The sequence below is a fragment of the Stenotrophomonas genospecies 5 genome (assembly GCF_054473825.1).
Genome location: NZ_JBTMUW010000004.1, coordinates 111,455 through 133,274 on the forward strand (window position 1 = coordinate 111,455; position 21,820 = coordinate 133,274).

Annotated in this window: 21 protein-coding genes and 1 tRNA gene; 14 read left to right on the plus strand and 8 right to left on the minus strand. The window is 67.5% G+C overall.

Annotation, left to right across the window (positions count from 1 at the left end; genetic code table 11):
- The first annotated feature begins 30 nt into the window (after positions 1 to 30).
- From fabF to ACX9OW_RS19615, 7 genes are all read left to right on the plus strand, one after another.
- Positions 31 to 1,293: a beta-ketoacyl-ACP synthase II gene (gene fabF, locus ACX9OW_RS19585; protein ID WP_053519103.1), complete on the plus strand. Its 1,263-nt coding sequence runs from the start codon at positions 31 to 33 to the stop codon at positions 1,291 to 1,293.
- 101 nt (positions 1,294 to 1,394) lie between these two features.
- Positions 1,395 to 2,759 carry an aminodeoxychorismate synthase component I gene (locus ACX9OW_RS19590; RefSeq protein WP_459062714.1) on the plus strand — a complete coding sequence of 455 codons (1,365 nt, stop codon included), beginning with the start codon at positions 1,395 to 1,397 and terminating at the stop codon, positions 2,757 to 2,759.
- Between the two features lie 154 nt (positions 2,760 to 2,913).
- Positions 2,914 to 3,975, plus strand: coding sequence for an endolytic transglycosylase MltG (gene mltG, locus ACX9OW_RS19595; protein WP_065175958.1), 1,062 nt, complete (start codon positions 2,914 to 2,916; stop codon positions 3,973 to 3,975).
- The gene (gene tmk, locus ACX9OW_RS19600) at positions 3,972 to 4,637 is read left to right on the plus strand and encodes a dTMP kinase (protein WP_065182455.1); all 666 of its coding nucleotides are present in this window, start codon (positions 3,972 to 3,974) and stop codon (positions 4,635 to 4,637) included. Before mltG ends, tmk begins: the two co-directional genes overlap by 4 nt.
- On the plus strand, positions 4,634 to 5,590 hold the full coding sequence (locus ACX9OW_RS19605) for a DNA polymerase III subunit delta' (RefSeq protein WP_074900379.1): 957 nt from the start codon (positions 4,634 to 4,636) through the stop codon (positions 5,588 to 5,590). The genes tmk and ACX9OW_RS19605 overlap by 4 nt, the downstream gene beginning before the upstream one ends.
- Positions 5,587 to 5,940, plus strand: a complete 354-nt coding sequence (locus ACX9OW_RS19610) for a PilZ domain-containing protein (RefSeq protein ID WP_053520428.1) — start codon at positions 5,587 to 5,589, stop codon at positions 5,938 to 5,940. Before ACX9OW_RS19605 ends, ACX9OW_RS19610 begins: the two co-directional genes overlap by 4 nt.
- Before the next feature lie 113 nt (positions 5,941 to 6,053).
- Positions 6,054 to 6,128, plus strand: a tRNA-Val gene (locus ACX9OW_RS19615).
- Positions 6,129 to 6,212: 84 nt separating this feature from the next.
- On the opposite strand, the gene ACX9OW_RS19620 is transcribed toward ACX9OW_RS19615, so the two are convergent.
- Positions 6,213 to 6,776: a hypothetical protein gene (locus ACX9OW_RS19620; RefSeq protein ID WP_459062715.1), complete on the minus strand. Its 564-nt coding sequence runs from the start codon at positions 6,774 to 6,776 to the stop codon at positions 6,213 to 6,215.
- A gap of 52 nt (positions 6,777 to 6,828) precedes the next feature.
- Positions 6,829 to 7,233 (minus strand): hypothetical protein, encoded by a 405-nt coding sequence (locus ACX9OW_RS19625; RefSeq protein ID WP_065182452.1) that lies wholly within the window; start codon positions 7,231 to 7,233, stop codon positions 6,829 to 6,831.
- 561 nt (positions 7,234 to 7,794) lie between these two features.
- Here ACX9OW_RS19625 and ACX9OW_RS19630 point away from each other — a divergent pair.
- The 4 genes from ACX9OW_RS19630 (at position 7,795) to ACX9OW_RS19645 (ending at position 12,465) form a co-directional block, all read left to right on the plus strand.
- Entirely contained in the window at positions 7,795 to 8,175 is a 381-nt protein-coding gene (locus tag ACX9OW_RS19630) for a tautomerase family protein (protein ID WP_053519221.1), read from the plus strand.
- A gap of 130 nt (positions 8,176 to 8,305) precedes the next feature.
- Positions 8,306 to 8,692: a DUF2946 family protein gene (locus tag ACX9OW_RS19635; RefSeq protein ID WP_459062764.1), complete on the plus strand. Its 387-nt coding sequence runs from the start codon at positions 8,306 to 8,308 to the stop codon at positions 8,690 to 8,692.
- A 120-nt stretch (positions 8,693 to 8,812) separates the two neighbouring features.
- Positions 8,813 to 10,948 carry a TonB-dependent receptor gene (locus ACX9OW_RS19640; protein WP_459062716.1) on the plus strand — a complete coding sequence of 712 codons (2,136 nt, stop codon included), beginning with the start codon at positions 8,813 to 8,815 and terminating at the stop codon, positions 10,946 to 10,948.
- A gap of 11 nt (positions 10,949 to 10,959) precedes the next feature.
- Positions 10,960 to 12,465, plus strand: a complete 1,506-nt coding sequence (locus tag ACX9OW_RS19645; RefSeq protein WP_459062717.1) for a PepSY domain-containing protein — start codon at positions 10,960 to 10,962, stop codon at positions 12,463 to 12,465.
- Positions 12,466 to 12,474: 9 nt separating this feature from the next.
- On the opposite strand, the gene ACX9OW_RS19650 is transcribed toward ACX9OW_RS19645, so the two are convergent.
- From ACX9OW_RS19650 to ACX9OW_RS19665, 4 genes are all read right to left on the minus strand, one after another.
- The gene (locus ACX9OW_RS19650) at positions 12,475 to 13,608 is read right to left on the minus strand and encodes an MFS transporter (RefSeq protein WP_197572159.1); all 1,134 of its coding nucleotides are present in this window, start codon (positions 13,606 to 13,608) and stop codon (positions 12,475 to 12,477) included.
- An 11-nt stretch (positions 13,609 to 13,619) separates the two neighbouring features.
- Positions 13,620 to 14,396, minus strand: a complete 777-nt coding sequence (locus ACX9OW_RS19655) for a DeoR/GlpR family DNA-binding transcription regulator (protein ID WP_065175969.1) — start codon at positions 14,394 to 14,396, stop codon at positions 13,620 to 13,622.
- Positions 14,397 to 14,536: 140 nt separating this feature from the next.
- A complete protein-coding gene (locus ACX9OW_RS19660) occupies positions 14,537 to 15,211 on the minus strand; it encodes a methyltransferase domain-containing protein (protein WP_459062718.1) in 675 nt (224 codons plus the stop codon).
- 367 nt (positions 15,212 to 15,578) lie between these two features.
- On the minus strand, positions 15,579 to 15,983 hold the full coding sequence (locus ACX9OW_RS19665) for a GFA family protein (protein WP_053519241.1): 405 nt from the start codon (positions 15,981 to 15,983) through the stop codon (positions 15,579 to 15,581).
- A gap of 174 nt (positions 15,984 to 16,157) precedes the next feature.
- Here ACX9OW_RS19665 and ACX9OW_RS19670 point away from each other — a divergent pair, with 174 nt between their 5' ends.
- Both ACX9OW_RS19670 and ACX9OW_RS19675 read left to right on the plus strand, forming a co-directional pair.
- Complete coding sequence (locus tag ACX9OW_RS19670; protein ID WP_053519243.1) at positions 16,158 to 17,132, plus strand: Lnb N-terminal periplasmic domain-containing protein; 975 nt, start codon at positions 16,158 to 16,160, stop codon at positions 17,130 to 17,132.
- Complete coding sequence (locus ACX9OW_RS19675) at positions 17,132 to 19,156, plus strand: esterase/lipase family protein (RefSeq protein ID WP_346475771.1); 2,025 nt, start codon at positions 17,132 to 17,134, stop codon at positions 19,154 to 19,156. Before ACX9OW_RS19670 ends, ACX9OW_RS19675 begins: the two co-directional genes overlap by 1 nt.
- Positions 19,157 to 19,201: 45 nt before the next feature.
- Here ACX9OW_RS19675 and ACX9OW_RS19680 read toward each other — a convergent pair whose 3' ends face one another.
- Positions 19,202 to 20,569 (minus strand): MFS transporter, encoded by a 1,368-nt coding sequence (locus ACX9OW_RS19680; RefSeq protein ID WP_459062719.1) that lies wholly within the window; start codon positions 20,567 to 20,569, stop codon positions 19,202 to 19,204.
- A gap of 81 nt (positions 20,570 to 20,650) precedes the next feature.
- Between ACX9OW_RS19680 and soxR the strand changes: the two genes are divergently transcribed.
- The gene (soxR, locus tag ACX9OW_RS19685) at positions 20,651 to 21,085 is read left to right on the plus strand and encodes a redox-sensitive transcriptional activator SoxR (protein ID WP_053519250.1); all 435 of its coding nucleotides are present in this window, start codon (positions 20,651 to 20,653) and stop codon (positions 21,083 to 21,085) included.
- Between the two features lie 41 nt (positions 21,086 to 21,126).
- On the opposite strand, the gene ACX9OW_RS19690 is transcribed toward soxR, so the two are convergent.
- A complete protein-coding gene (locus ACX9OW_RS19690) occupies positions 21,127 to 21,819 on the minus strand; it encodes a short chain dehydrogenase (protein WP_459062765.1) in 693 nt (230 codons plus the stop codon).
- Position 21,820 lies beyond the last annotated feature (1 nt).

The window sequence follows — 21,820 nt, forward strand, 5'->3', positions numbered from 1 at the left end:
GAAAGCATCTTCGGGTCAGGAGAATCAGCAATGAAGCGTCGCGTCGTCGTAACCGGCCTGGGTATCGTCTCGCCGTTGGGCAATGATCTGGCCAGCAGCTGGGAAGGCATCACCCATGGTCGTTCGGGCATCGGTCCGCTGACCAACGTCGCCGATTCCTACCTGGAACGGTTCACCACCAAGATTGCAGGTGAGGTCAAGGGCTTCGACATCACCGCCGACAATGCACTGTTCGGCAAGTACCGGGTCAGCGGCAAGGATGCCAAGAAGATGGACCCGTTCATCCATTACGGCCTCGGTGCCTCGTTCATGGCCCTGCATGATTCGGGCCTGGAGATCACCGACGCCAATGCCGAGCGCATCGGCGCCATCGTCGGCGCCGGCATCGGCGGCCTGCTCGGCATCGAAGAGCAGACCATCGAATTCCACGAGGGCAAGAAGATCTCGCCCTTCTACGTGCCCAAGACCATCATCAACATGCTGCCGGGCCAGCTGAGCATCATCACCGGCCTGAAGGGCCCGTCGTTCTCGGCGGTTTCGGCCTGCGCCACCTCGAACCACTCGATCGGCACCGCCATGCGCATGATCCAGTACGGCGATGCGGACGTGATGGTGGTGGGCGGCGCCGAGCGCGGCTCCTCGCCGACCGCCGTGGGCGGCTTCTGCGCGATGAAGGCCATGTCCACCCGCAACGACGCACCGGAACAGGCCTCGCGCCCCTGGGACAAGGATCGCGACGGCTTCGTGCTGGGCGACGGTGCCGGCATCCTGATCCTGGAAGAGTACGAGCACGCCAAGGCCCGTGGCGCGAAGATCTATTGCGAGCTGGCCGGCTTCGGCGCCAGCTCCGACGCGTACCACATGACCGCGCCGAGCGAGAACGGCGAAGGCGCTGCCCGCTGCATGACCATGGCGTTGAAGGACGCTGGCCTGAATCCGGAACAGGTGGGTTACCTCAACGCACATGGCACCTCCACGCCGCTGGGCGACCTGGGCGAAACCATGGCGATGAAGACGGCCTTCGGCGACCACGCCTACAAGATGATGGTCAGCTCCACCAAGTCGATGACCGGCCACCTGCTCGGCGCTGCCGGCGGTGTGGAGGCGATCTTCTCGGTGATGGCGCTGCAGGACAACGTCATCCCGCCGACCATCAACCTGCAGGAGCCGGGCGAAGGCTGTGACCTGGACTACGTCCCCAATGAAGCGCGCCAGGCCAAGGTCGACGTGGTGATGTCCAATGGCTTCGGCTTCGGCGGCACCAACGGCACGCTGATCTTCAAGCGCGTCTGACCGGGTTGTCGCGTCGGGCCGTGCTCGACCGGACGTGCTCCACGCACGAGGAAGCCGCCGCAAGGCGGCTTCCGTGTATCTGAATTCCCCTGCAGGCCACCATGACCCACGCCCCGCTGATCCACCCGCTGCCGCATCCGATCGATCTGCTGGCCCTGCAGCAGCAGGCGCCGGAACGTTTCCCGCTGCTGATGGAGTCCACCGCTTCCGGCACCGCGCAGGGGCGCTGGAGCCTGCTGTTGGCCGCACAGGGCGACACGCTGCGCCTGGATGCCGATGGTTGCGTGCGCGACCAGCAGGATGCGGTGCAGCCCGGCAGTTTCCTGCAGGCGCTGGACCGCGCCTGGCAGCAGGCACGGCTGCCGCACGATGGCAGTCACAGCCTGCCGTTCCGCGGCGGCTGGGCCTTGATGCTCGACTACGAAGTGGCCAGCCAGATCGAGCCGGTGCTGCCGGCGCGTGCGCGCGATGATGGCCGGCCGACGGCACTGGCGCTGCGCTGCCCGGCGGCCGTGCTGCACGATCACCAGAACCACGCCAGCTTCGTCATCGCCGAAGCGGGCGAGCAGGCGCTGCTGGACTCGCTGGTGGCGCTGGCCGCGCAGGCGCTGCCGGAGGCGGGGCAGGGCTGGCAGCCGCCGCAGTCGGTCGGCGAAGACGCGCCGCAGCGCTTCACCGACGGCGTGCGCCGGGTGATCGACTACCTGCGCGCCGGCGATGTGTTCCAGGTGAACCTGTCGCGGCGCTGGAGCGCGCAGTTCGCCACGCCGGTCAGCCCGCAGGCCCTGTACGCACAGCTGCGCCGCGCCAACCCCGCACCGTTTGCCGGCCTGTTCAGTGCGTTTGGGCGGCACGTGGTCAGCTCCTCGCCGGAGCGGCTGGTATCGGTGCATGCCGGCCACGCGCAGACCCGGCCGATCGCGGGCACGCGCCCGCGTTTCGAGGGTGACGATGATGCCGCGCGCATCCAGGAGCTGGTCGGGCACCCGAAGGAGCGCGCCGAGCACGTGATGCTGATCGACCTCGAACGCAACGATCTGGGCCGCATCTGCCTGCCCGGCACCGTGGTGGTTGATGAACTGATGACGGTGGAGAGCTACGCCCATGTGCACCACATCGTCAGCAACGTCAGCGGCCATCTGCGCCCGGAGGTCACCCCCGGCGAAGTGATCGCCGCAACGTTCCCCGGCGGCACCATCACCGGCTGCCCGAAGGTGCGCTGCATGCAGATCATCAGCGAGCTGGAGCAGGTGCCGCGCGGTGCCTATACCGGGGCGTTCGGCTGGCTGAACCGCGATGGCGACCTGGACCTGAACATCCTGATCCGTACCGCCGAGGTGGACGGCCACGAGGTCAGTTTCCGCACCGGTGCCGGCATCGTGGTCGATTCGGACCCGGACAAGGAGCTGGACGAGACCCGCGCCAAAGCGCGTGGCCTGCTGCGCGCCCTGGGCCAGCAAGGGTAGGCGATCGACCCCCGCCGGGCATGGCCCGGCGCTACCGATGCATCACCGCCGGGCCATGCCCGGCGAGCGAAGCGGGGTTGAGTGCCACCCCGGCCATGACCCCACACCACCGGCACGGTATCCTGCACGACGGAATCGAGTTCTGAGGTAATCCATGGCGGGAGCCAAGCGCGGGTGTCTGTTCGTGGTAACGCTGCTGGTGGTGCTGGTCGCGGTCGTGGCCGGCGCGGGTGCGTGGTTCTTCTACAAGCAGACCCAGTTCGCCGATGCCCGGATCTCCCCCTCCGCAGAGACCGTGGTGATCGCCAGCGGCGATGGCCTGAACACCGTGCTGCGCAAGCTGCGCGAGGCGGGCGTGGACGAAGGCCAGGACGCACAGTGGCAGCTGCTGGCACGCCAGCTCGACGCTGCCGGCAAGCTGAAGGTGGGTGAGTACGCGCTGGACAGCCAGCTGACCCCGCGCGAGCTGCTGCTGCGCATGCGCGCCGGCAAGGTGCTGCAGCACCGCGTCACCATCATCGAAGGCTGGAACATCCGCCAGCTGCGCGCGGCGCTGAAGCGTGCCGATCCACTGCTGCACACCACCGATGATCTTGATGATGCGGCACTGATGCAGCGCCTGGGCTTCGGCGGCCAGCATCCGGAAGGCCGGTTCCTGCCGGAGACCTACATCTACCAGCGCGGTGACAGCGACGTGGATGTGCTCAAGCGTGCGCATGCGGCGATGGAAAAGGCGCTGGACGAGGCCTGGCAGAGCCGTGCACCGGACCTCCCGATCAACACGCCGTACGAGCTGCTGACGCTGGCATCGATCATCGAGAAGGAAACCGCGCTGGCCAGCGAGCGCCCGCAGATTGCCGGCGTGTTCATGCGCCGCCTGCAGATCGGCATGCGCCTGCAGACCGATCCCACCGTGATCTATGGCATCGGCGCGGCCTATGACGGCAACATCCGCCGCCGCGACCTGACCACCGATACGCCTTACAACACCTATACCCGTGCGGGCCTGACCCCGACCCCCATCGCCATGCCCAGCCGCGACGCGCTGATGGCCGCGGCACAGCCGGCAGCGGGGGATGCACTGTATTTCGTCGCCGTTGGCGATGGCAGTGGCGCGCACGTGTTCTCGTCCAGCCTGGACCAGCACAACGCTGCGGTAGCGCGCTACCTGCAGCAGCTGCGCCAGCAACGCACCCAGGAGACCCCGGCGCAATGAGTCCCGCGCTGCTACGCCACCCGCGTTTCGTCAGCCTGGAAGGCGGCGAAGGCGCCGGCAAGACCACTGCGATCAATGCCATCCGCGCGTGCCTGCGCCAGCATGGCCATGAGGTCGTGTTGACGCGTGAACCGGGCGGCACGCCGCTGGCCGAGCGCATCCGCAGCCTGATACTGAAGCCCGATGCCGAGATCGCCGCCGAGCCGCTCAGTGCCGAGGCCGAACTGCTGCTGGTGTTCGCCGCCCGCGCGCAGCACGTGCGGGAGGTGATCCAGCCGGCCCTGCAGCGCGGTGCCTACGTGCTGAGTGATCGCTTCACCGATTCCAGCTACGCCTACCAGGGAGGGGGCCGTGGCCTGGACCCGCAGTGGATTGCCGAGCTGGAGCGCCGTGCCGTTGGCTTGTTGCCGGGCCTGACCCTGCTGCTGGATGTGGACGTGGCGGTCGGTCGTGCGCGCGCCAATGGCCGCGACCTGTGGCCGGACCGCATCGAGAGCGAGCAGGACGATTTCTTCCAGCGCGTGCGTGAAGTGTTCCGCAGCCGCGCCCAGCAGGACCCACAGCGCTTCGCCGTGATCGACGCGGGCCAGGTGCAGGAACGCGTGGCCGCCGACGTGATCGCGCAGGTCGAGCGCTGGCTGCAGGAAGGAAAGGGCGCATGAGCACCTTCTCGCCCTGGCAGCAGCGCGCATTCGATCAGACCGTGGCCGCGCTCGACGCGGGCCGGCTGGGGCATGGCCTGTTGATCTGCGGCCCGGCCGGGCTGGGCAAGCGCGATGTTGCACTGGCGCTGGCCGACCACGTGCTGGCGCAGGGCGATGCCGCGCACGCCACGCGCACCCGCCACCTGATCGCTGCCGGTACCCACCCGGACCTGCAGCTGGTGAGCTTCATTCCGAACAAGAGCGGCGACAAGCTGCGTACCGAGATCGTCATCGAGCAGGTGCGCGAGATCACCGACAAACTGGCATTGACCCCGCAGTACGGTGTGGCCCAGGTGGTGATCGTCGATCCGGCCGATGCGATCAACCGCTCCGCGGCCAATGCACTGCTCAAGACGCTGGAAGAACCGCAGCCCGGCCGCTACCTGTGGCTGATCAGCAGCGACCCGGCACGCCTGCCGCAGACCATCCGCAGCCGGTGCCAGCGCCTGGAGTTCAAGCTGCCGCCGCACGAGGAAGCGCTGGCCTGGTTGCAGCAGCAGGGCCACAGCGACGCCTCCGCACGCGAAGCGCTGGACGCCGCGCGCGGCCATCCCGGCCAGGCCGACAACTGGCTGCGCGAGGACGGGCTGAGCCTGCGCCGTGAGGTGGCCCGCGACCTGGAGCAGCTGGCCACCGGCAGGACCGGCGCGGTGGAGCTGGCGCAGAAATGGTGCGGTGATGACAACGCGGCGCTGCGCCTGCGCTTCGCCGCCGACCTGGCGCTGGCCCAGGCCAGCACGGACGCCTTGACCGCGCCGGAGCGATTGCACAAGCTGGCAGCCTGGTTCGACGCTGCCAACCGCACCCGCGACCTGCTGCGCACCACGGTGCGTGCAGACCTTGCGGTGGTCGAGTTGCTGCTGGCCTGGAACAAGGTGAACGAGCGGCCTGCCGCAAGGGGAAATCGATGAGTGCCAGCAACGCCCGCCAGGGCATCCTGTCCCTGGCCGTGAAGGACAAAGCCGCGCTGTACAGCGCGTACATGCCGTTCGTGAAGAATGGCGGCATCTTCGTGCCCACGCCCAAGCGCTACTTCCTCGGCGACGAGGTGTTCCTGCTGCTGACCCTGCCCGATTCCAGCGAGCGCCTGCCGGTGGCCGGCAAGGTGATCTGGGTGACCCCGGCAGGGGCGCAGGGCAACCGTACCGCGGGCATCGGCGTGCAGCTGGCCGACGGCGCCGAAGGCGAGGGCGTGCGGCACAAGATCGAGACCCAGCTGGCCGGCCTGACCAGCTCGGACAAGCCCACCCACACGATGTGAGGCAGCGCCGGGCCACGCCCGGCGGCACGCCTCGAAAACGCACGTGAAGACGGATGTGAAAACTGTTGACGGCCTCTGAAAAGTTCCTATAATGAGCGGCTCAGCAACACACCGGGCGGTTAGCTCAGCGGTAGAGCATTGCCTTCACACGGCAAGGGTCACAGGTTCGATCCCTGTACCGCCCACCATGTTGCAGAACGAAAAAAGCCTCCAGCAATGGGGGCTTTTTTGTTGTCTGATGATGCGTGCTAGCGTCGCTGCTGCGGCTGCCATCAGCCGTGCTGGTCCAGCAGCTCCCGCGCGATCATCGCCGTCGCATCCAACAGGTCGTGGCCGCTGCCGGCCTGCACTACAACCGCCAGCAGATTGCGGCCGACCTCGGCATTGCCGCTGGTCAGTTCCATCTCGCCTTCAAAGCACAGATCGGCCAGCCATTCGTGGGCCTGTTGAAGCCCGCGCTTGCGGGTGCGGCGAAACTCCGCCAGCAACTTCGCCTGGCCGGCCTCCTGCTCACCCTCGGCCAGCAGGCCGATGGCACCGCCGTGCGCTGCGCGCCAGATGGCCGGCAGCGGGCGACCGTTCGCGTCCACCACGTCCGCCGAGAACTGGGCGCAGTACATTTCGTAGCGTTTGCCCGCCGTACTGCGAGGTACGATGCCGGCGTCGGCGAGCAGGCACTCGGCTTCATCCAGTTTTCTGAACTTCAACCGCAGCAGTGCAGGGCGGCTCAGCTGTTGGGCCAGCGCGTGCTGGTTGGCGGCAAACCATACGTTCCAACCCACGGTTGCGCGGCCTTCCAGTGCGGCCTTGAAGTACTCCAAGTGTTCGGCGTCCATTGCGGCCTCCTGCGTTCCCTGCGCGATTGTAGCGGGAGGGCATCCGGGCCGGTCAGTCAGCGCCGGAGAGGCAATGATTCGCCTCGCGCACCAGCTGTCGTGCGGCCACGATAAGTCCATCAGTGTGGAAGGCACCCAACTGCTGGTCCGGGCCACCCTCGGCGCGCGCTCGATCGCCCGCCTGCAGCAGATCGAGCAATGCACTGAGTCCGGACAGCGAGCGGCGCAGCGAGGCGTGATTGCTGGCGCCCAGAGTGAGGCTGCTGCACGGTTGCCCGTCATCGCCGTCGGCGCGGCTGATGGCATTGAGGTACGTGAAGAAGGCAGGCGACTGCACGGGCAGACTCTGTTCGTGCAAGGCGCACTCGATCTCGCGTGCGAGGTCCTCGGGCACGTCGGCGGCGATGTCGCCGATCAGGGCGTGCAGGCGGGGATGGACAGCGGTGCGGTTGGTCATGGCGAAACCCTCACTGGCGTGGGGCCACCTTCCGAAGCGAAGGTGGCGGACGGTGCGGGTTGGCGTACCAAGGCAAACGAACTTCCACCGAGAGGAAGGCCTGGCGGATCTGTCGATCCCCACGCACCGGCCGCCATTGAAGGCAATCGGTGGATTCTCTCTGCTGAGGCGTGAACCGCAGCGGTGGAAGTTCGTTCGTTTATTCGAGACGCCAATCCCGGCCAGGGCAACGCGCCTCGGCATGGAGATCATCCGGCCCACAATCACAGCGGTCCGTAAGGAAAGTTCTCAACTGCACGCAGGCGCACCAAGCGTTTCCAGTTCTGTGCCCTGCAGCACCCACTCGCTGCGAAGCTCGTCTCTAATGGCGCAATCCGCCGCCCCCTTCGACCGTGGACATGACGACTCTGGCGAGGCGCCGCCACGGCAATTACGTCAACCCGCGCAGTAGGCGAGTGACCATGTCATGGATGAAGGCAGAGGGTTACATCCCTGCGCCGTCCCACCGCCCCGGGCAGGCGTAGTCTCAGCACAATGACCCCTCCACCCGGGAGCCCCACCATGCCGCTCGCCCGCATCGATCTCCGCAAAGGCCAATCCGCCGACTACCTGCAGCGCGTCGGCGAGGCCATCTACCAGGCCATGCGCGCTGTCGGCGTGCCGGAGAACGACCGCTTCCAGATCTTCCAGGAGCACGACGCCGCCACCCTGGTCTACGACCCCAGCTACCTGGGTGTGCAGCGCTCCGACGATTTCATCTGCATCCAGATCACCTGGAACGAGGGCCGTACCCTGGAGCAGAAGAAGGCGCTGTACGCGGGCATCGCTGACGGCCTGCATGCGGCAGTGGGCATCCGCCGCGAGGACGTGTTCATCAATCTGGTGGAAGTGAAGAAGGAGAACTGGTCGTTCGGGCATGGCGTTGCCCAGTACGCGACGTGAGGCACCTGCGTCACCCTGTCGCAGGGGCAAAACCCTGAACGTGGTCCAAGGTTGCGGCGCCGCGCCGTAGAATGCCCGGGTGCACCGCCCCCGATTCCACCGCCGGTTCCAGGCCCTGGCATGGCTCGCCCTGCTGCTGGTGCTGCTTGCCCCGCTGGTGAGCCGCTGGGTGGCGCATGGCCGCGTGGCAGCGGCGGCGCCGGTGGCGGCGTTGGATCATTCGCTGCATGCGCAGCACACGATGGAAGGCCATCACGACCATCATGCGATGGCGACGCCGCACGGTGAGGCCGCGAAGAATCCGCCCGCCGATCCGCACGCCGATCATGAAATGGGCGTGGATTGCGATTACTGCCTGATCGCGGCGCGGTTGATCACCCTGCTGGTGGCGGCGTTCCTGCTGCTGGTGCCCTTGGCGCCGATCTGCCGGGCGCGGCTGGGCGCTGTGCTGGCAGTGCCCGCGCGCCTGCCGGGAACCCTCGGGGCGCGGGGACCACCGGCGGCATTGGCGGGCTGAGCCGCGCACGCGGCCGTGCATTCAATCTGATAGAAGCCGCCAGGCATGGCCTGGCGCTACCGCGTGCGCTTTCCTTCCTGCTGCCCCGCAGTGCGGGGTGGCATTGCATGCCGTGAAAAAATGAAAAGACATCCGAAGCGCGTTGCCCTGCGTTGGGCGACGCTGCCGGCGCTGTGCGCCTGCGCCCTGCCTGTTGCACCTGCCCGTGCCGAAGCGGCGGGCCCGACCACCCTGGACACCGTACGCGTAGTCGATACCCGGCACGGTGCGCTGTCGGCCACCCCCGGCGCAGGTTCCGCGCTGGGCCTGAACGTGCTGCAGACACCTGCGGCGCTCACTGTGATCGACCGCGACCAGCTGGAGCAGCGCGGTGACTCCAACCTCAACGATGCGATCAGCCGCGCGGGTGCGATCAGCGCGATGCCGCATCCGGGCAATGGCCTCAGCGCACTGTCCAGCCGGGGTTTCACCGATGGGGCGTCGGTGATGCGCCTGTACGACGGGCTGCGCCAGTACGGGGGCGTCGGCATCACGTTCCCGTTCGATACCTGGTCCATCGAGCGCATCGAAGTGCTGCGCGGGCCGGCCTCGGTGATCCACGGCGACGGTGCGATCGGCGGTGTGATCAACATCGTGCCGAAGAAGCCTTCGCGCGGTGCCGTCGAGAACGAGATCAGTGTGACGGTGGGCAGCGAGGACACCGCGCGCCTGGGCTTCGGCAGCGGTGGCGCGCTGACGCCCGAGCTGGCCTACCGGCTGGATGTGAGCGGCAACTACAGCGGCGGCTGGGTGGACCGTGGTCGCAACAGTGACGCGACTTTCTCCGGGGCATTGCTGTGGCAGCCGCGTACCGACCTGCAGCTGACGCTCACCCATGCGCAGGGCTACCAGCAGCCGATGCGCTACTTCGGCACGCCGCTGGTCGAGGGCCGCCAGCTGGAAGCGCTGCGCCACCGCAACTACAACGTGGACGACAGCGAGATCCGCTACCGCGACCGCTGGACCCAGCTTGATGCGCTGTGGACACCGAATGCGAACGTGGAATGGCGCACGCGCCTCTACCAGATCGACAGCCAGCGCGATTGGCGCAATGCCGAGGCCTATGTCTACAACCGCGCTACCGGCTTGATTGATCGCTCGGGCAATACCGAGATCACCCACAACCAGGACCAGACCGGGCTGACCTCGACGCTGCGCGTGCAGGGTGAGGTGGGCGGTCTTGCCAACAGTTTCGCGCTGGGGATGGATGCCAACCGTGCGCATTTCAAGCACACCAACAATACCTATGCCGGCAGTTCCGGTCCGGTCGATCCGTTCCATCCGGTGCCGGGCCAGTTCGCCAGCGATGCGCCGAATCTGCCGCGCTACCGCAACGGTGCCGAGCAGTACGCACTGTTCGTGGAAGACCGGCTGGCCCTGAGCGAGCGCTGGTCGGTACTGGGCGGGCTGCGCCACGACCGCGCGCGCATCGATCGTACCGATCTGATCAGCGGCCAGAAGGCATTCTCGAAGACCTACAGCAGCACCGGCTGGCGAGCAGGCACGGTAGTCGCGCTGCAGCCGACGCTGAGCCTGTACGCGCAGTATTCGCAGGCGGCCGACCCGGTCAGCGGCCTGTTGATGATCAGCCCGGCCAACGGTGCCTTCGACCTGGCCAAGGGGCGTCAGGTCGAAGTCGGCCTGAAGCAGGCCTTCGACGGTGGCGAGTGGACGCTGGCGGCGTACCGGATCCGCAAGACCGGGCTGCTCAGCCGTGATCCGCTGCTCCCGGATCGTCGGGTGCAGGTGGGCGCGCAGACTTCGCGCGGAATCGAGGCGTCCTTGAACTGGAATTTCGCGCCGCAATGGACGCTCGATGCCAACGCGACGGTGCTGAAGGCCGAGTTCGAGGACTTCCTGGAAGCCACCGGTTCGCCGGCTGTGCTGGTCTCGCGCGATGGCAATGTGCCGCCGAACGTGGCAGAGCGGCTGGCCAATGTGTGGCTGAGCTGGCAGTTCCTGCCGGACTGGACCGTGGCCGGCGGTGCGCGTTACGTCGGCAAGCGTTACGCCGACAACGCCAGCACCCTGGAGCTGCCGGGCTACAGCACCACCGATCTGGCGCTGACCTGGCAGGCGGCACCGCGCACGCGGGTGACAGCCCGTGTGTTCAACGTGTTCGACAAGGCGTACTACGCGACGGCGTATTACACCAGCACGCAGTGGCTGCTGGGTGCGGACCGCCGCGTCGAGTTCACGCTCGACCATCGCTTCTGAGGACGCACACCATGTCGCTGCGATCCACCGCCAAGCGCTGGACCTACCTGGTGCACCGCTGGCTGGGCATCGGCGGATGCCTGCTGATGCTGCTGTGGTTTGTCAGCGGCATGGTGATGCTGTTCGTCGGCTACCCGAAGCTGACGCCCGGCGAGCGGCTGGCGGCGTTGCCGGTGCTGGGAGACGCGCATGGGCTGCTGGGACTGTCGGCGTTGCCAGCGGCCGTGCAGGCTGAGCCGGAAAGCGTGGCGCTGACCACGCTGCGCGGCGAGCCCGCCTATGTGGTGCGTAGTGGCAGCCACGTGGGAGCCTGGTCGGCGCGTACCGGGCAGGTCCTGCTGCCGGTATCGGCACAGCGCGCCGAAGCTTCGGCGGCGCAGTTTGCCGGCGGCCCGGCATTCGTGGGTGCGATGCGCGTGGATGAGGACCGCTGGACGCATTCGCGTGCGCTGGATGCGCATCGGCCGCTGTACCGGGTCGAGGTGGGCGGTGCGCGGCCGGGTGACCTGTATGTGTCTTCGCGCACTGGCGAGGTGGTGCTGGATGCACCGCATGTGCAGCAGCGCTGGAACTATGTGGGCGCTTGGCTGCACTGGCTGTACTTCCTGCGCATGCAGTCGGTGGACCCGGTGTGGACGTGGGTGGTGATCGTGCTGTCAGCACTGTGCACGGTGGCGGCGGTGAGCGGCATCGTGGTGGGGGTGTGGCGCTGGCGCTTCGCTGGCCACTATCGTTCCGGTGCGAAGACGCCGTACGTCGAGCCGTGGATGCGCTGGCATCATCTGATCGGTCTGGCGGCTGCGGCGTTCGTGTTCACCTGGATCTTCAGCGGGCTGATGTCGATGAATCCGTTGGGCGTGTTCAGCAGTGCGCGCGCGGCGATCGACACGGCGCAGTATCGCGGCGATGCGGTGGCAGTGAATGGTGCACTGGGCGAACCAGCAGCGCTGCTGGCTGCGGCCCATGATGGGCTGTTCATGCCGGTGGAGATCCAGTGGCGGCGCATCGGCGGTGAGCTGTTCGCGCTGTTGCTGGACGGGCAGGGCGATACGCGCATCGTATCCGCAGACGAAGGGCATCTCCGGATGATGCAGCTGCTGCCGGTGGCATGGCTGCAGCAGAAGGCGCAGGCGATGTCTGCCGCGCCGATGCATCGGTTCGCACTACTGCATGCAGCGGATGCCTATTTCTATCCACGTGCGCCGGAGGCGATGAACGGTGCGGCGGTGCGCCGCTTCCCGGTGGCGGTGGCGGACTTCGGTGATGCCGAGGCGACGCGCGTCTACTTCGATCTGGGCAGCGGCGATCCACTGCTGACCCTGGGGCATCGTGAGCGCGTCGGGCGCTGGCTGTTCTACTTCCTGCACAGCTGGGACCTGCCGGCAATGCTGCGGCAGGAGACGGCCCGGCTGGGCGTGCTGCTGCTGTTGAGCACCGCCGGCACCGCGCTGTGCGCGACGGCTACGGTGATCGGTTATCGACGATTGCGGATGAAGGTCCAGCGTCGGCGCCGTTGATCCCGCGCGCTACACCCGCAGCCAGCGCGTGGACACCGCCACCAGCAGCAGCGCGATGGCCACACCGATGAATGCAGCGATCAGGCCGAAATGATTGGCGGCGAAGCCGATGAGTGCCGGGCCGGCAAGAATGCCGGCAAAGCCCAGCGTGGACACGGCGGTGATCGCCAGCGCGCCGGGCATGCGGGTCTGGTGGCCGGCCAGCGAGAACAGCGCCGGCGCGATGTTGGCGCAGCCGAGGCCGACCAGCACATAACCGGCCAGTGAGACCTGCCAGGGCGTGACAAGCGTCAGCACCAGCACGCCACTGGCCGCGAGCAGGCCACCGAACACGATGGCGCGTTCGCGTCCCACCCGCGCCACCAGTGCATCGCCGAGCAGGCGGGCCACGGTCATGGTCAGGGTGAAGATCACATAGCCGATGCCAGCCATGCGCGCATCGACGCTGCGCACGTCACTGAGAAAGACCGCGCTCCAGTCCAGCATCGCGCCTTCGCCGAGGAACGCGACGAAGGCCAGCACGCCGATGAACAGCACGATGCCGTGCGGCATGGCCAGCATCGGGGTGTCGTGCGGCATGCGCTCGCGGTGCCAGTACGACGCCGACAGCAGCATCGCCAGCAGCATCGCGGCCACGCCGATCAGCACCGATGCCAGCGGTGGCAGCTGCAGGGACAGCAGCACGGTCATCATTGCCGCGCCCAGGAAGCCGCCGATGCTGAAGAAGGCGTGGAAGCCGGACATCATTACACGTCGCGCTTCGCGCTCGACCACCACGGCCTGCACGTTCATCGTGCAGTCCATCGCGCCTACCGCGGCACCGAACACGAACAGCACCAGGCCCAGCAGCCACGCTGAACCGGCCAGGGCCAGGCCCGGCACGGTGAGGCAGATCAACAGCGTACTGGCCACCATCACCCGGCGGCAGCCCAGCCGCGCGGCCAGAACGCCCGCCACTGGCATCGCCAGCAGCGAACCGGCACCCAGGCAGAGCAGCACCACGCCGAGCGTGGCGTCGTTGAGGTCCGCGCGTGCCTTGGCGAACGGTACCAGCGTCGCCCACAGTGCCGTGGCGAAACCGGGAATGAAGAATGCAGCGCGGGTCGCGTGCTGTTCGGCACGCGCGCGGTAGGCAACGGACATGGGCGGTTCGGTCAGGGCGGGGTGGGGTGCACCGCAATACCGGCAGCGAGGAAGCGCGCTGCCAGTGCGGGCGGGGCTGATGTGGTCAGCACCAGGTCGTCGATCTCGTCGAGGCCGGCGATCTGCCAGTGGCCACGGGCACCGAGTTTTTCGGTGGTGGCGGCGACAATGACGCGGCTGCTGCAGGCCACCATGGCGCGCTTCAAGGTGGCTTCTTCGGCATCCATCGCCCACACACCAGTGTCGCCATCCACCGCGCACGGGCCGGGCAGGTACACGTCGGCGCGCAGGCGCTGCACCTGGGCCAGTGCTTCGGCACCGACCGCGCCGCCGCCGCTGGCCAGGCGGCCGCCGATCAGCTGCACGGAAGTGCCTTCATGCACACTGGCGGCGGTGGCGATCTGCGGCGCGTTGGTAATCACCGTCAGTGCCAGTTCGGGCGGCAACTGCTGGGCGATGGCCAGGTTGGTCGAACCGGCATCGAGCAGCACCACCTGCCCAGGTTGCAGCAGGGCACAGACGCGCGCGGCCAGTTCGGCCTTGTCGCCACGATCGCGGGTCAGGCGCTCGCGCAGCGGGCGCTCCTTCGGCGGCGGCAGCACGGCGCCGCCGTACACGCGCTGGCACAGGCCTTGGGCGGCCAGTTCACGCAGGTCGCGGCGGATCGAATCTTCGGAAACCGCATAACGACGCGCCAGTTCCGCAGCGATCACGCGGCCCTGCTGGCGCAGTTCCTCGAGGATCTGCCGGGTACGTTCGGCGGGGAGGGGGCTGGAATCGGCGTTCATGGGATAAGTGTGCATATTCGTGCATGAACATGCAATAACGTGCATTCCGGGTCGACGCACGGGAGCCCCTTCTCCCGGGCGGCCCTGGAAAAGTGCGAGGTGCGGGGCTTGGCCGGGCGAGCGCCGGCTCTGCAGGTTCATCAGGCCGCGTAGGCGACCCAGCCCTTGAAGGTGAATCCGGCGTAGAACAGCTCGATGTCCTTGAAGCCTGCCTCCTGCAGCACCTCCACCTCCTGCTCCGGTGACAGCAGCGGCAGGCGCTCGGCGATGGCGGTGATCGCGCGCTGTGCATCCGCACGGGCAATGCCGGAAGCCTCGCCGAAGGCCGCATAGCGCCTCAACCAGCGCAGCTTCGCCTCCGGCTCCTGCGGGATGCTGTGGTGGGCCACCACCAATGGCGCGCCCGGACGCAGCCGCCTGCGCAGTTCGCGCAGGGTATGCCGGCGCTGGTCGATATCGAGGAAGTGCAGGGTCAGCAGGCAGCTGGCGCCATCGAAGATCGTGGCCGGGGCATCCTCGATGTAGCCCTCCAGCAGCTCCACGTGGTTCATCCGTGTGCCGAGCGTTTCGCGGGCCAGCGCCAGCATCGGGCCGGCCGGATCGACTCCGAGCATGCGCCAGTATGGGTGGGCGTCAGCGAAGGCCTTCAGCTCGAGGCCGCCACCGGCGCCGAGCACCAGCACGTGGCCGTGCTCGGGCACGTGCTCGGCCAGCAGCAGGTGGGCCATCTGTTGCAGACCGAGGAATCCAGGTACCTGCCGCAGCGGTCCCTCGTGATAGCGGGCCGCAGCCTGGGCATCGGAGAACGAAGGCATCCGGGGGCACCTGCAGCAGGAGGGGAATTATCACTGTAGCGCAGGCGTCAAGAGGTGCCGCCCAGTCCGCGATGCGGCTGCGGCGTGGTGCGCGCGCAGGGCTTCGCCGCCTGTCATCGTGGTGTCGTCGATGCCTCACGCCGGCTATGCAGGCCAGCGTCCACGCTTGATCGTCCCCGCCCCCACGGAGACCGACCATGTGGCTGCTTGATCATCTCTGGACTGCACGCCGGCCCGCGCCTCCGCCGCGCCCCGTTCAAGCGGAGCCCGCGCCACGCCGGCCCTGGCGCAAACGCCCCGCGCGGGCCGGCCGCAGCGGCATGGCGCCCTGGCAGAAGGTCACTGCGCCGACACGCCGTACCCGGCACTAGGCCGGGCGGTCGGCCGGATGGTTCACGCCATCGCTGACCGGAATCACGCCCAGCGCGAAGGGATCGATGCCCTCCAGGCAGGCGACGTTGTAGCCGTACTGGTCGGGGTTCGAACGCCGACGGTGGTGGGTGTAGATGCCGCACACATCGCAGAAGTAGTGCTCGGCCACATGCGTGTTGAACTGGTACAGCCGCAGATGGTCCCGCCCTCGTACCACCTGCAGCCCTGCGAGGGCGACGCTGGCGGCGATGGCGCCGCGGCGGCGGCACATCGAACAGTCGCAGCGGCGCGGGTCGACGATGCCGTCCGGCAGGTCCAGCAGCAGTTCGACCGTACCGCAATGACAGCGGGCGCTGTGCTGGGGTTGGACCGCAACACCGGCCACGGAGGTAATGCCCATCGATGCTCCTGGAAGAGGGAACGGTATGTGGAAAACCGCGTTGCAGACGGTGCACCCAGCAGCCTGAACGGGCCGTAGATGCCAGGGCGAACCCGCTTGTGGCTAACTATGCGCCCCCGGGACCACGACAGGACGCCAGTGAAAGCCGCAGGACGTTGGATGACAGGAAGTGTGATGGCACTGCTGGCACTGTGGGTGGCTGGCCTGCTGCTCTATCAGCTGCCGGGGCCGGGCTGGCTGGCGTCGGCCGTGGCGGTACTGTGGGTGCTGTCCGCCCTGTGGGCGTCCTGGCGGGTTGCCCGTGGCCATGGCACGCGACGGCTCGGCATGGCCTTCGGCGTGGCGCTGGCCCTGGCGCTGGGGTGGTGGATGCTGCTGACCCCGCGCCAGGATCGCGTCTGGGCCGATGATGTAGCGCAACGCCTGCACGTGGTCTCCTTCGATGGGCGGCATGTGGTGCTGGACAACGTGCGCGATTTCACCTGGCGCAGCGAAACCGACTATGACGCGCGCTGGGTGCGCCGCACGTACGACCTGGACCAGCTGCGTTCGGCCGACCTGGTGCTTTCGTACTGGATGGGGCCGGCGATCGCCCACACGCTGATCTCGTTCGGCTTCGACGATGGCCGCCATGTCGTGTTCTCGCTGGAGATCCGCAAGGAACGCGGGGAATCGTTCTCGGCACTGGGGGGATTCTTCCGCAAGTTCGAGATGACCCTGGTGGCCTCCGAAGAGACCGACATCATCCGCACGCGTACCAACGCGCGTGGCGAGGATGTCTATCTGTACCGCCTGCATGGCATGGACCGCGCACAGTTGAAGGAACTGTTCGCTGCCTACATCGCGCAGGCACGCGAACTGGATGCAAAGCCCGGCTTCTACAACACGCTGACCAGCAACTGCACCACCATCGTCTTCGATCTGGCCAGGCATATCGCGCCGCGGTTGCCGCTGGACTACCGCCTGCTGCTGTCCGGCTATCTGGCCGAGTACGCGCAGGAGGTCGGGGCATTGACGCCGGGGGTGCCGTACGCAGTGCTGCATGCCAAGGGCCGGATCACCCAGCGCGCGCTGGACCTGGGTGACGGCGGCAACTTTTCCACCGTGATCCGCCAGGGCGTGCCCGGCACCGAGCAGGACCCGCAGTGATGCTCATGTCCATACTTTCCCGCTGGCAGCGCGTGCTGCCGGCGTCGCTGGCGATCTTCATGCTGCTGGCCGGCAGCGGCTGCGCGATGGTCACCGTCAAGCAGGTGAAATCCAGTGACTCGCTGGTCAACAAGCGTGCCGATGTGCTCAACACCGGCAAGCTCAGCCCGGCGGCCCGGGAAACGCTGAGTGCAGCCGGGCTGGATGAGTCGCAGTGCGAGAAGGACTTCGTGGTCTGTCGCAGCACGCTGTTGATGACCGACGATCTCAACGTCGAACAGCGGCTGTCCGCGTTGTCGGAGCTGTGGGTGAAGGCAGCGCTGGCGCTGACCCCGAAGAAGACGGCGGCGGGCGATCCACCGATGAGCGATGCCGCACTGGACGCATGGCTGGAAGCGGCGCGCTATGCCTACGCCTACCTGTTCTACAGCGGCCGTTCGCCGTCCGATCGGGCGTTCGAGGACCGGCAGACGCAGGTGCGCGACTACTACAACTATGCAGCCGAGAAGGCCGCGGTGGTTCTGTTCGTGCGGGCGCGCGCCGCCGCGCTCGCCGGCGAGGACTATACGAAGCCGATCACGGTCGGCAGCTGGTCGCTGGCCTCCAACTACCAGCAGCTGGCCCTGAAGAGCATTCCGGCGCAGCTGGTACCCGCTGGCACGGTCAGCTTCGTCGGCCTGCGCAGTACCTATCGACGCGACGGTTTCGGTGCGGAGCTGGTGATGGTGATGGACCCGCCGAAGCTGGTTGCTCCGGCGGTCTCCGCAGATGGCCCGAAGGCGGACGGCGGGCAGGACGACGACAGCGATGCGCGTCGTGGTCGCCGCCATCGCCATGATGATGCGGTGCCGGAGTTCAGCGAGATGTCCTCGATCAACGTCACCGCGCTGCTGCGCTTCGAGGGCAGCACGCTGGAGGACGTGATGCGTACCCGCCGGGTCGAGCTGGACGCCTATTCGCCCGAAGCGACCGAGCGCATCACCCTGCACGGCGAGCAGGTGCCGCTGGCCGGCAACTTCACTGCCGCCTACGGCCTGTGGCTGGCGCAGAGTGGCTTCGCCCGGCAATCGCTGCGCACGCTGTTCGGCATGAGCGAGGGTATCGGTGAGCCGCACATCTACCTGATGCAGCCGTGGGATCCGAACCGCCGCATCATCTTCATGCTGCATGGCCTGGCCAGCAGCCCGGAAGCGTGGGTGAACCTGGCCAACGAGATCATGGGCGATCCCGAGCTGCGCCGGCAGTTCCAGGTGTGGCAGGTGTATTACCCGACCAACGCGCCGATCGCGCTGAACCGCTATGAGATCGCTACTGCATTCAACGACACGCTGAAGCATTTCGACCCGGATGGCAGCACGCGCGCATCGAAGGACATGGTCTACATCGGTCACAGCATGGGCGGCGTGCTGGCCCGCCTGCTGGTGAGCGACTCGGGCGATGTGCTGTGGAACGACCTGCTGGCCAACTATGACCTGAAGGGTGAACGACTGAAGCGGGTGCAGAACAAGCTGGGCCCGCTGCTGCACTTCAAGGCGCAGCCGAATGTGGAACGGGCGATCTTCATCGCCGCCCCGCATCAGGGCACCGACATCGCCGGCAACAGGGTCGGCCGCCTGATCGGCCGCCTGGTGCGCCTGCCGCTGACCATCCTGGGCAAGTTCGAGGATGTGTTCCTGGCGCTGGCGCAGGCCGAGCAGCAGGTTGACGGCACCGCCAAGCCGAAGATTCCCAACAGCATCGACAACCTCAAGGCCAGCGATCCGTTCGTGAAGGCGGCCGCACAGCTGCCGATCGAAGCGGGCCTGAAGTACCACTCGATCATCGCCCAGCGCAAACCGGAACTGCCGTTGGAGAAATCCGACGATGGGCTGGTGCCGTATTGGAGCGCGCACCTGCCGGGGGCGCTGTCGGAGAAGGTCATCATCTCCGGACACAGCGTGCAGGAATCGCCGCAGGCCGTGCTGGAGGTGCGCCGCATCCTGCATCGGGACATCGATGATGTGGACGCGGCGGCCACGCCATGACCGCACTGATCGCCGGGCCACGCACGGCCGAATCAACCGGTGGCGTTACACCCGGCGTGCAATCAGCGTGGACAGCAGAGCCAGGCCCAGGGTGATCGCCAGGCACAGCACGTAGCCGGTGTGCGGCCTGTCGTCCACGAACAGGGCAAACAGCGCGCCGGAGACGGCCAGTGCGGTGGTGACCGCCAGCGCCTCGCTCAACTGCAGCGCCGAGGTGTTGGCTCCCTGTTCGTGCGGTGCCGAAAGGGACAGGGTCAGTACCGAAAGACTGGCGTAGATCATGCCCATGCCGAAGCCGGTCAGCGTCCAGCCGATCAGAGCCACCGGCAGCGGTACCGTGCGGAACAGCACCGCCAGCGTGGCCGCGATACCGATCGCCATCAGCGGCGTTCCCGCGCGCAGCAGCTGCTGGCGTGACCAGCCATTGCGCTGGTGGCCCTGCAGCCACGACCCGGCGAACCAGCCCAATGCCCCCAGGCTCAACACCGCGCCGGCCCCGCTGGGTGACAGCCCGCGCTCGCGCTGCAGCAGCAGTGGCAGGTAGGCCTCGCAGGCGAAGAATGCCGCAGCGGCGATGCCGCGCAGGGCGATCACACTGGGCAGCCCGCGATGCACGCGCAAGGTGCCGGCGGGCAGCAGCCGCTGCACGCAGAACAGCAGCGCAAGCATCGCCACAGCGATGCACAGCACTGCCGCCATCCCTTGCTGCTGCCCGCCGAGATACAGCAGCAGCGCTGCCAGCGACGCGCCGCTGGCCCAGCGCACCACCCGGCTGCGATTGCCGCTGTCGCCCGCAGGCGAGGGCTGCAGGCGTGACAGTGCAGGTCGCAGCAGCAATGCAGCGGGTAGCGCCAGCAGCGGCACGGCCAGGAACACCCACCGCCAGCCCAGGTGCTGCACGATGAGCCCGCTCGCAGCCGGGCCGATCATCGACGGCACCACCCAGCCAGCGGAGAATGCTGCGAACACCTTCGGCCGCAGCGGTTCGGGGTAGGTACGGCCGACCATCACGTACAGCGAGACCGAGATCGCGCCCGCGCCCAGGCCCTGCAGCAGCCGCCCGGCCACCAGTATCCCCATGTGCGTGGCCAGGCCGGCCAGCAGCAGGCCCAGTACGAAGCACGCCAGGCCCCACCACAGCGGCCGCGCGGGTCCGTGCCGGTCGGCCCAGTGGCCAGCGAGTGTCATGCCGATGACGCTGGTGGCGAGGGTGCCGCCGAAGGCCAACGCGTACAGGCGAAGCCCGTCGAGCGCGGCGGCGACGGTGGGCATGGCCGCGGCAACCGCCAGTGCCTCGAAGGCATGCAGCGAGACCAGGGCGACCATGCCCAGGGTGGTCGCACGATAGCGCGCGGAAAGGATGGAGGTTTCGGCAGGAGGGGCGGCGTCGGCAGCGGATGGAGTCGGGGTCATGCGGAAAGTCTGGGAGGCCGCGCTTGTCATCCGGCGGCGAAGACCGCAGCATGACACCTGAACTATAGTTGAGGTCAAGCAATGGTGTCGCAGGAACTGAGTGTGGGTGAGGTGTCGCAGCGCAGCGGCGTGGCCGTATCCGCACTGCACTTCTATGAGCGCAAGGGCCTGATCAGCAGCCTGCGCACCTCGGGAAACCAGCGCCGCTTCAGCCGCGACGTGCTGCGCCGGCTGGCGGTGATACGCGTTGCACAGCGCGTGGGCATGCCGCTGGAGGCGGTGGCGCGTGCTTTCGAAAGCCTGCCGCAGGGCAGGGCACCGACCAAGGCCGACTGGGCCACGCTGTCTGCACGCTGGCGGACCGAGCTGGATGAGCGCATCCACATGTTGCAGCTGCTGCGTGACGAGCTGACCGGGTGCATCGGTTGCGGCTGCCTGTCACTGAAGCGCTGCCGGCTGGCCAACCCCGAGGATGTCCTCGGGGAACGGGGTGACGGTCCGATGCGCTGGGGCTGAGGCCCCGGCACATCGGAGGGCACGCCAGGCTGGATCATGCATCACCAGACGGTGATCGTTTCACCGCTCAGGATGCCTTCCACCGCGCGCTGGTACGCCAGTGCCGCGCGCTGGGCGGTGACCGCTTCAAAGCCGGGGAAGTAGGGCGCGTAGGCATCCATTGATTCGACCAGCACATTCGGGCTGACGACATTGATGCGCAGCCCGCGGGGCAGCAGCTCCAGGGCCGCTGCGCGCACGAATCCTTCCAGCGCGGCGTTCACCGAGGTTGCATTGACGCCGTCGCGGATCGGCTGGGCACTGACGATGCCGCTGGTCAGGGTGATCGAGCCACCGGCGGTGAGGTGATGCTGGGCGGCCAGTGCCAGCCGTACCTGCCCGAGCAGCTTGTCCTGCAGGCCGACGTTGAACCGTTCGGGCGTCATGTCACGCAGGGGACCAAAATGCAGTTTGCCTGTTGTGGAAATCACCGCATCGACCGCGCCGGTGCGGGCAAACAGTTCGTTGACGCTGGCATCGTCGGTCAGATCGACGCGCAGCGTGCCGCTGCTGCGCCCTGCGTCCAGGATCTGGTGCTGCTGGCCGAGCTGGCGCGCTACGGCCTGGCCGAGCGTGCCGGTGGCGCCCACGAGAAGAATCTTCATGACGGTTCCTTGCTTGGGGAGACGAAGCGCAGTCTGCGCCGTGACGACGCGGTTTGGTAAGCCGCGTATGATTCGCTGATTACTAATCAGG

Excerpts from the sequence above, each read along its gene's own strand:
- fabF (WP_053519103.1), top strand. The coding sequence starts at position 31 with ATGAAGCGTCGCGTCGTCGTAACCGGCCTGGGTATCGTCTCGCCGTTG.
- ACX9OW_RS19590 (WP_459062714.1), top strand. The coding sequence starts at position 1,395 with ATGACCCACGCCCCGCTGATCCACCCGCTGCCGCATCCGATCGATCTG.
- mltG (WP_065175958.1), top strand. The coding sequence starts at position 2,914 with ATGGCGGGAGCCAAGCGCGGGTGTCTGTTCGTGGTAACGCTGCTGGTG.
- tmk (WP_065182455.1), top strand. The coding sequence starts at position 3,972 with ATGAGTCCCGCGCTGCTACGCCACCCGCGTTTCGTCAGCCTGGAAGGC.
- ACX9OW_RS19605 (WP_074900379.1), top strand. The coding sequence starts at position 4,634 with ATGAGCACCTTCTCGCCCTGGCAGCAGCGCGCATTCGATCAGACCGTG.
- ACX9OW_RS19610 (WP_053520428.1), top strand. The coding sequence starts at position 5,587 with ATGAGTGCCAGCAACGCCCGCCAGGGCATCCTGTCCCTGGCCGTGAAG.
- ACX9OW_RS19620 (WP_459062715.1), bottom strand. The coding sequence starts at position 6,776 with ATGGACGCCGAACACTTGGAGTACTTCAAGGCCGCACTGGAAGGCCGC.
- ACX9OW_RS19625 (WP_065182452.1), bottom strand. The coding sequence starts at position 7,233 with ATGACCAACCGCACCGCTGTCCATCCCCGCCTGCACGCCCTGATCGGC.
- ACX9OW_RS19630 (WP_053519221.1), top strand. The coding sequence starts at position 7,795 with ATGCCGCTCGCCCGCATCGATCTCCGCAAAGGCCAATCCGCCGACTAC.
- ACX9OW_RS19640 (WP_459062716.1), top strand. The coding sequence starts at position 8,813 with ATGAAAAGACATCCGAAGCGCGTTGCCCTGCGTTGGGCGACGCTGCCG.
- ACX9OW_RS19645 (WP_459062717.1), top strand. The coding sequence starts at position 10,960 with ATGTCGCTGCGATCCACCGCCAAGCGCTGGACCTACCTGGTGCACCGC.
- ACX9OW_RS19650 (WP_197572159.1), bottom strand. The coding sequence starts at position 13,608 with ATGTCCGTTGCCTACCGCGCGCGTGCCGAACAGCACGCGACCCGCGCT.
- ACX9OW_RS19655 (WP_065175969.1), bottom strand. The coding sequence starts at position 14,396 with ATGAACGCCGATTCCAGCCCCCTCCCCGCCGAACGTACCCGGCAGATC.
- ACX9OW_RS19660 (WP_459062718.1), bottom strand. The coding sequence starts at position 15,211 with ATGCCTTCGTTCTCCGATGCCCAGGCTGCGGCCCGCTATCACGAGGGA.
- ACX9OW_RS19665 (WP_053519241.1), bottom strand. The coding sequence starts at position 15,983 with ATGGGCATTACCTCCGTGGCCGGTGTTGCGGTCCAACCCCAGCACAGC.
- ACX9OW_RS19670 (WP_053519243.1), top strand. The coding sequence starts at position 16,158 with ATGGCACTGCTGGCACTGTGGGTGGCTGGCCTGCTGCTCTATCAGCTG.
- ACX9OW_RS19675 (WP_346475771.1), top strand. The coding sequence starts at position 17,132 with ATGCTCATGTCCATACTTTCCCGCTGGCAGCGCGTGCTGCCGGCGTCG.
- ACX9OW_RS19680 (WP_459062719.1), bottom strand. The coding sequence starts at position 20,569 with ATGACCCCGACTCCATCCGCTGCCGACGCCGCCCCTCCTGCCGAAACC.
- soxR (WP_053519250.1), top strand. The coding sequence starts at position 20,651 with ATGGTGTCGCAGGAACTGAGTGTGGGTGAGGTGTCGCAGCGCAGCGGC.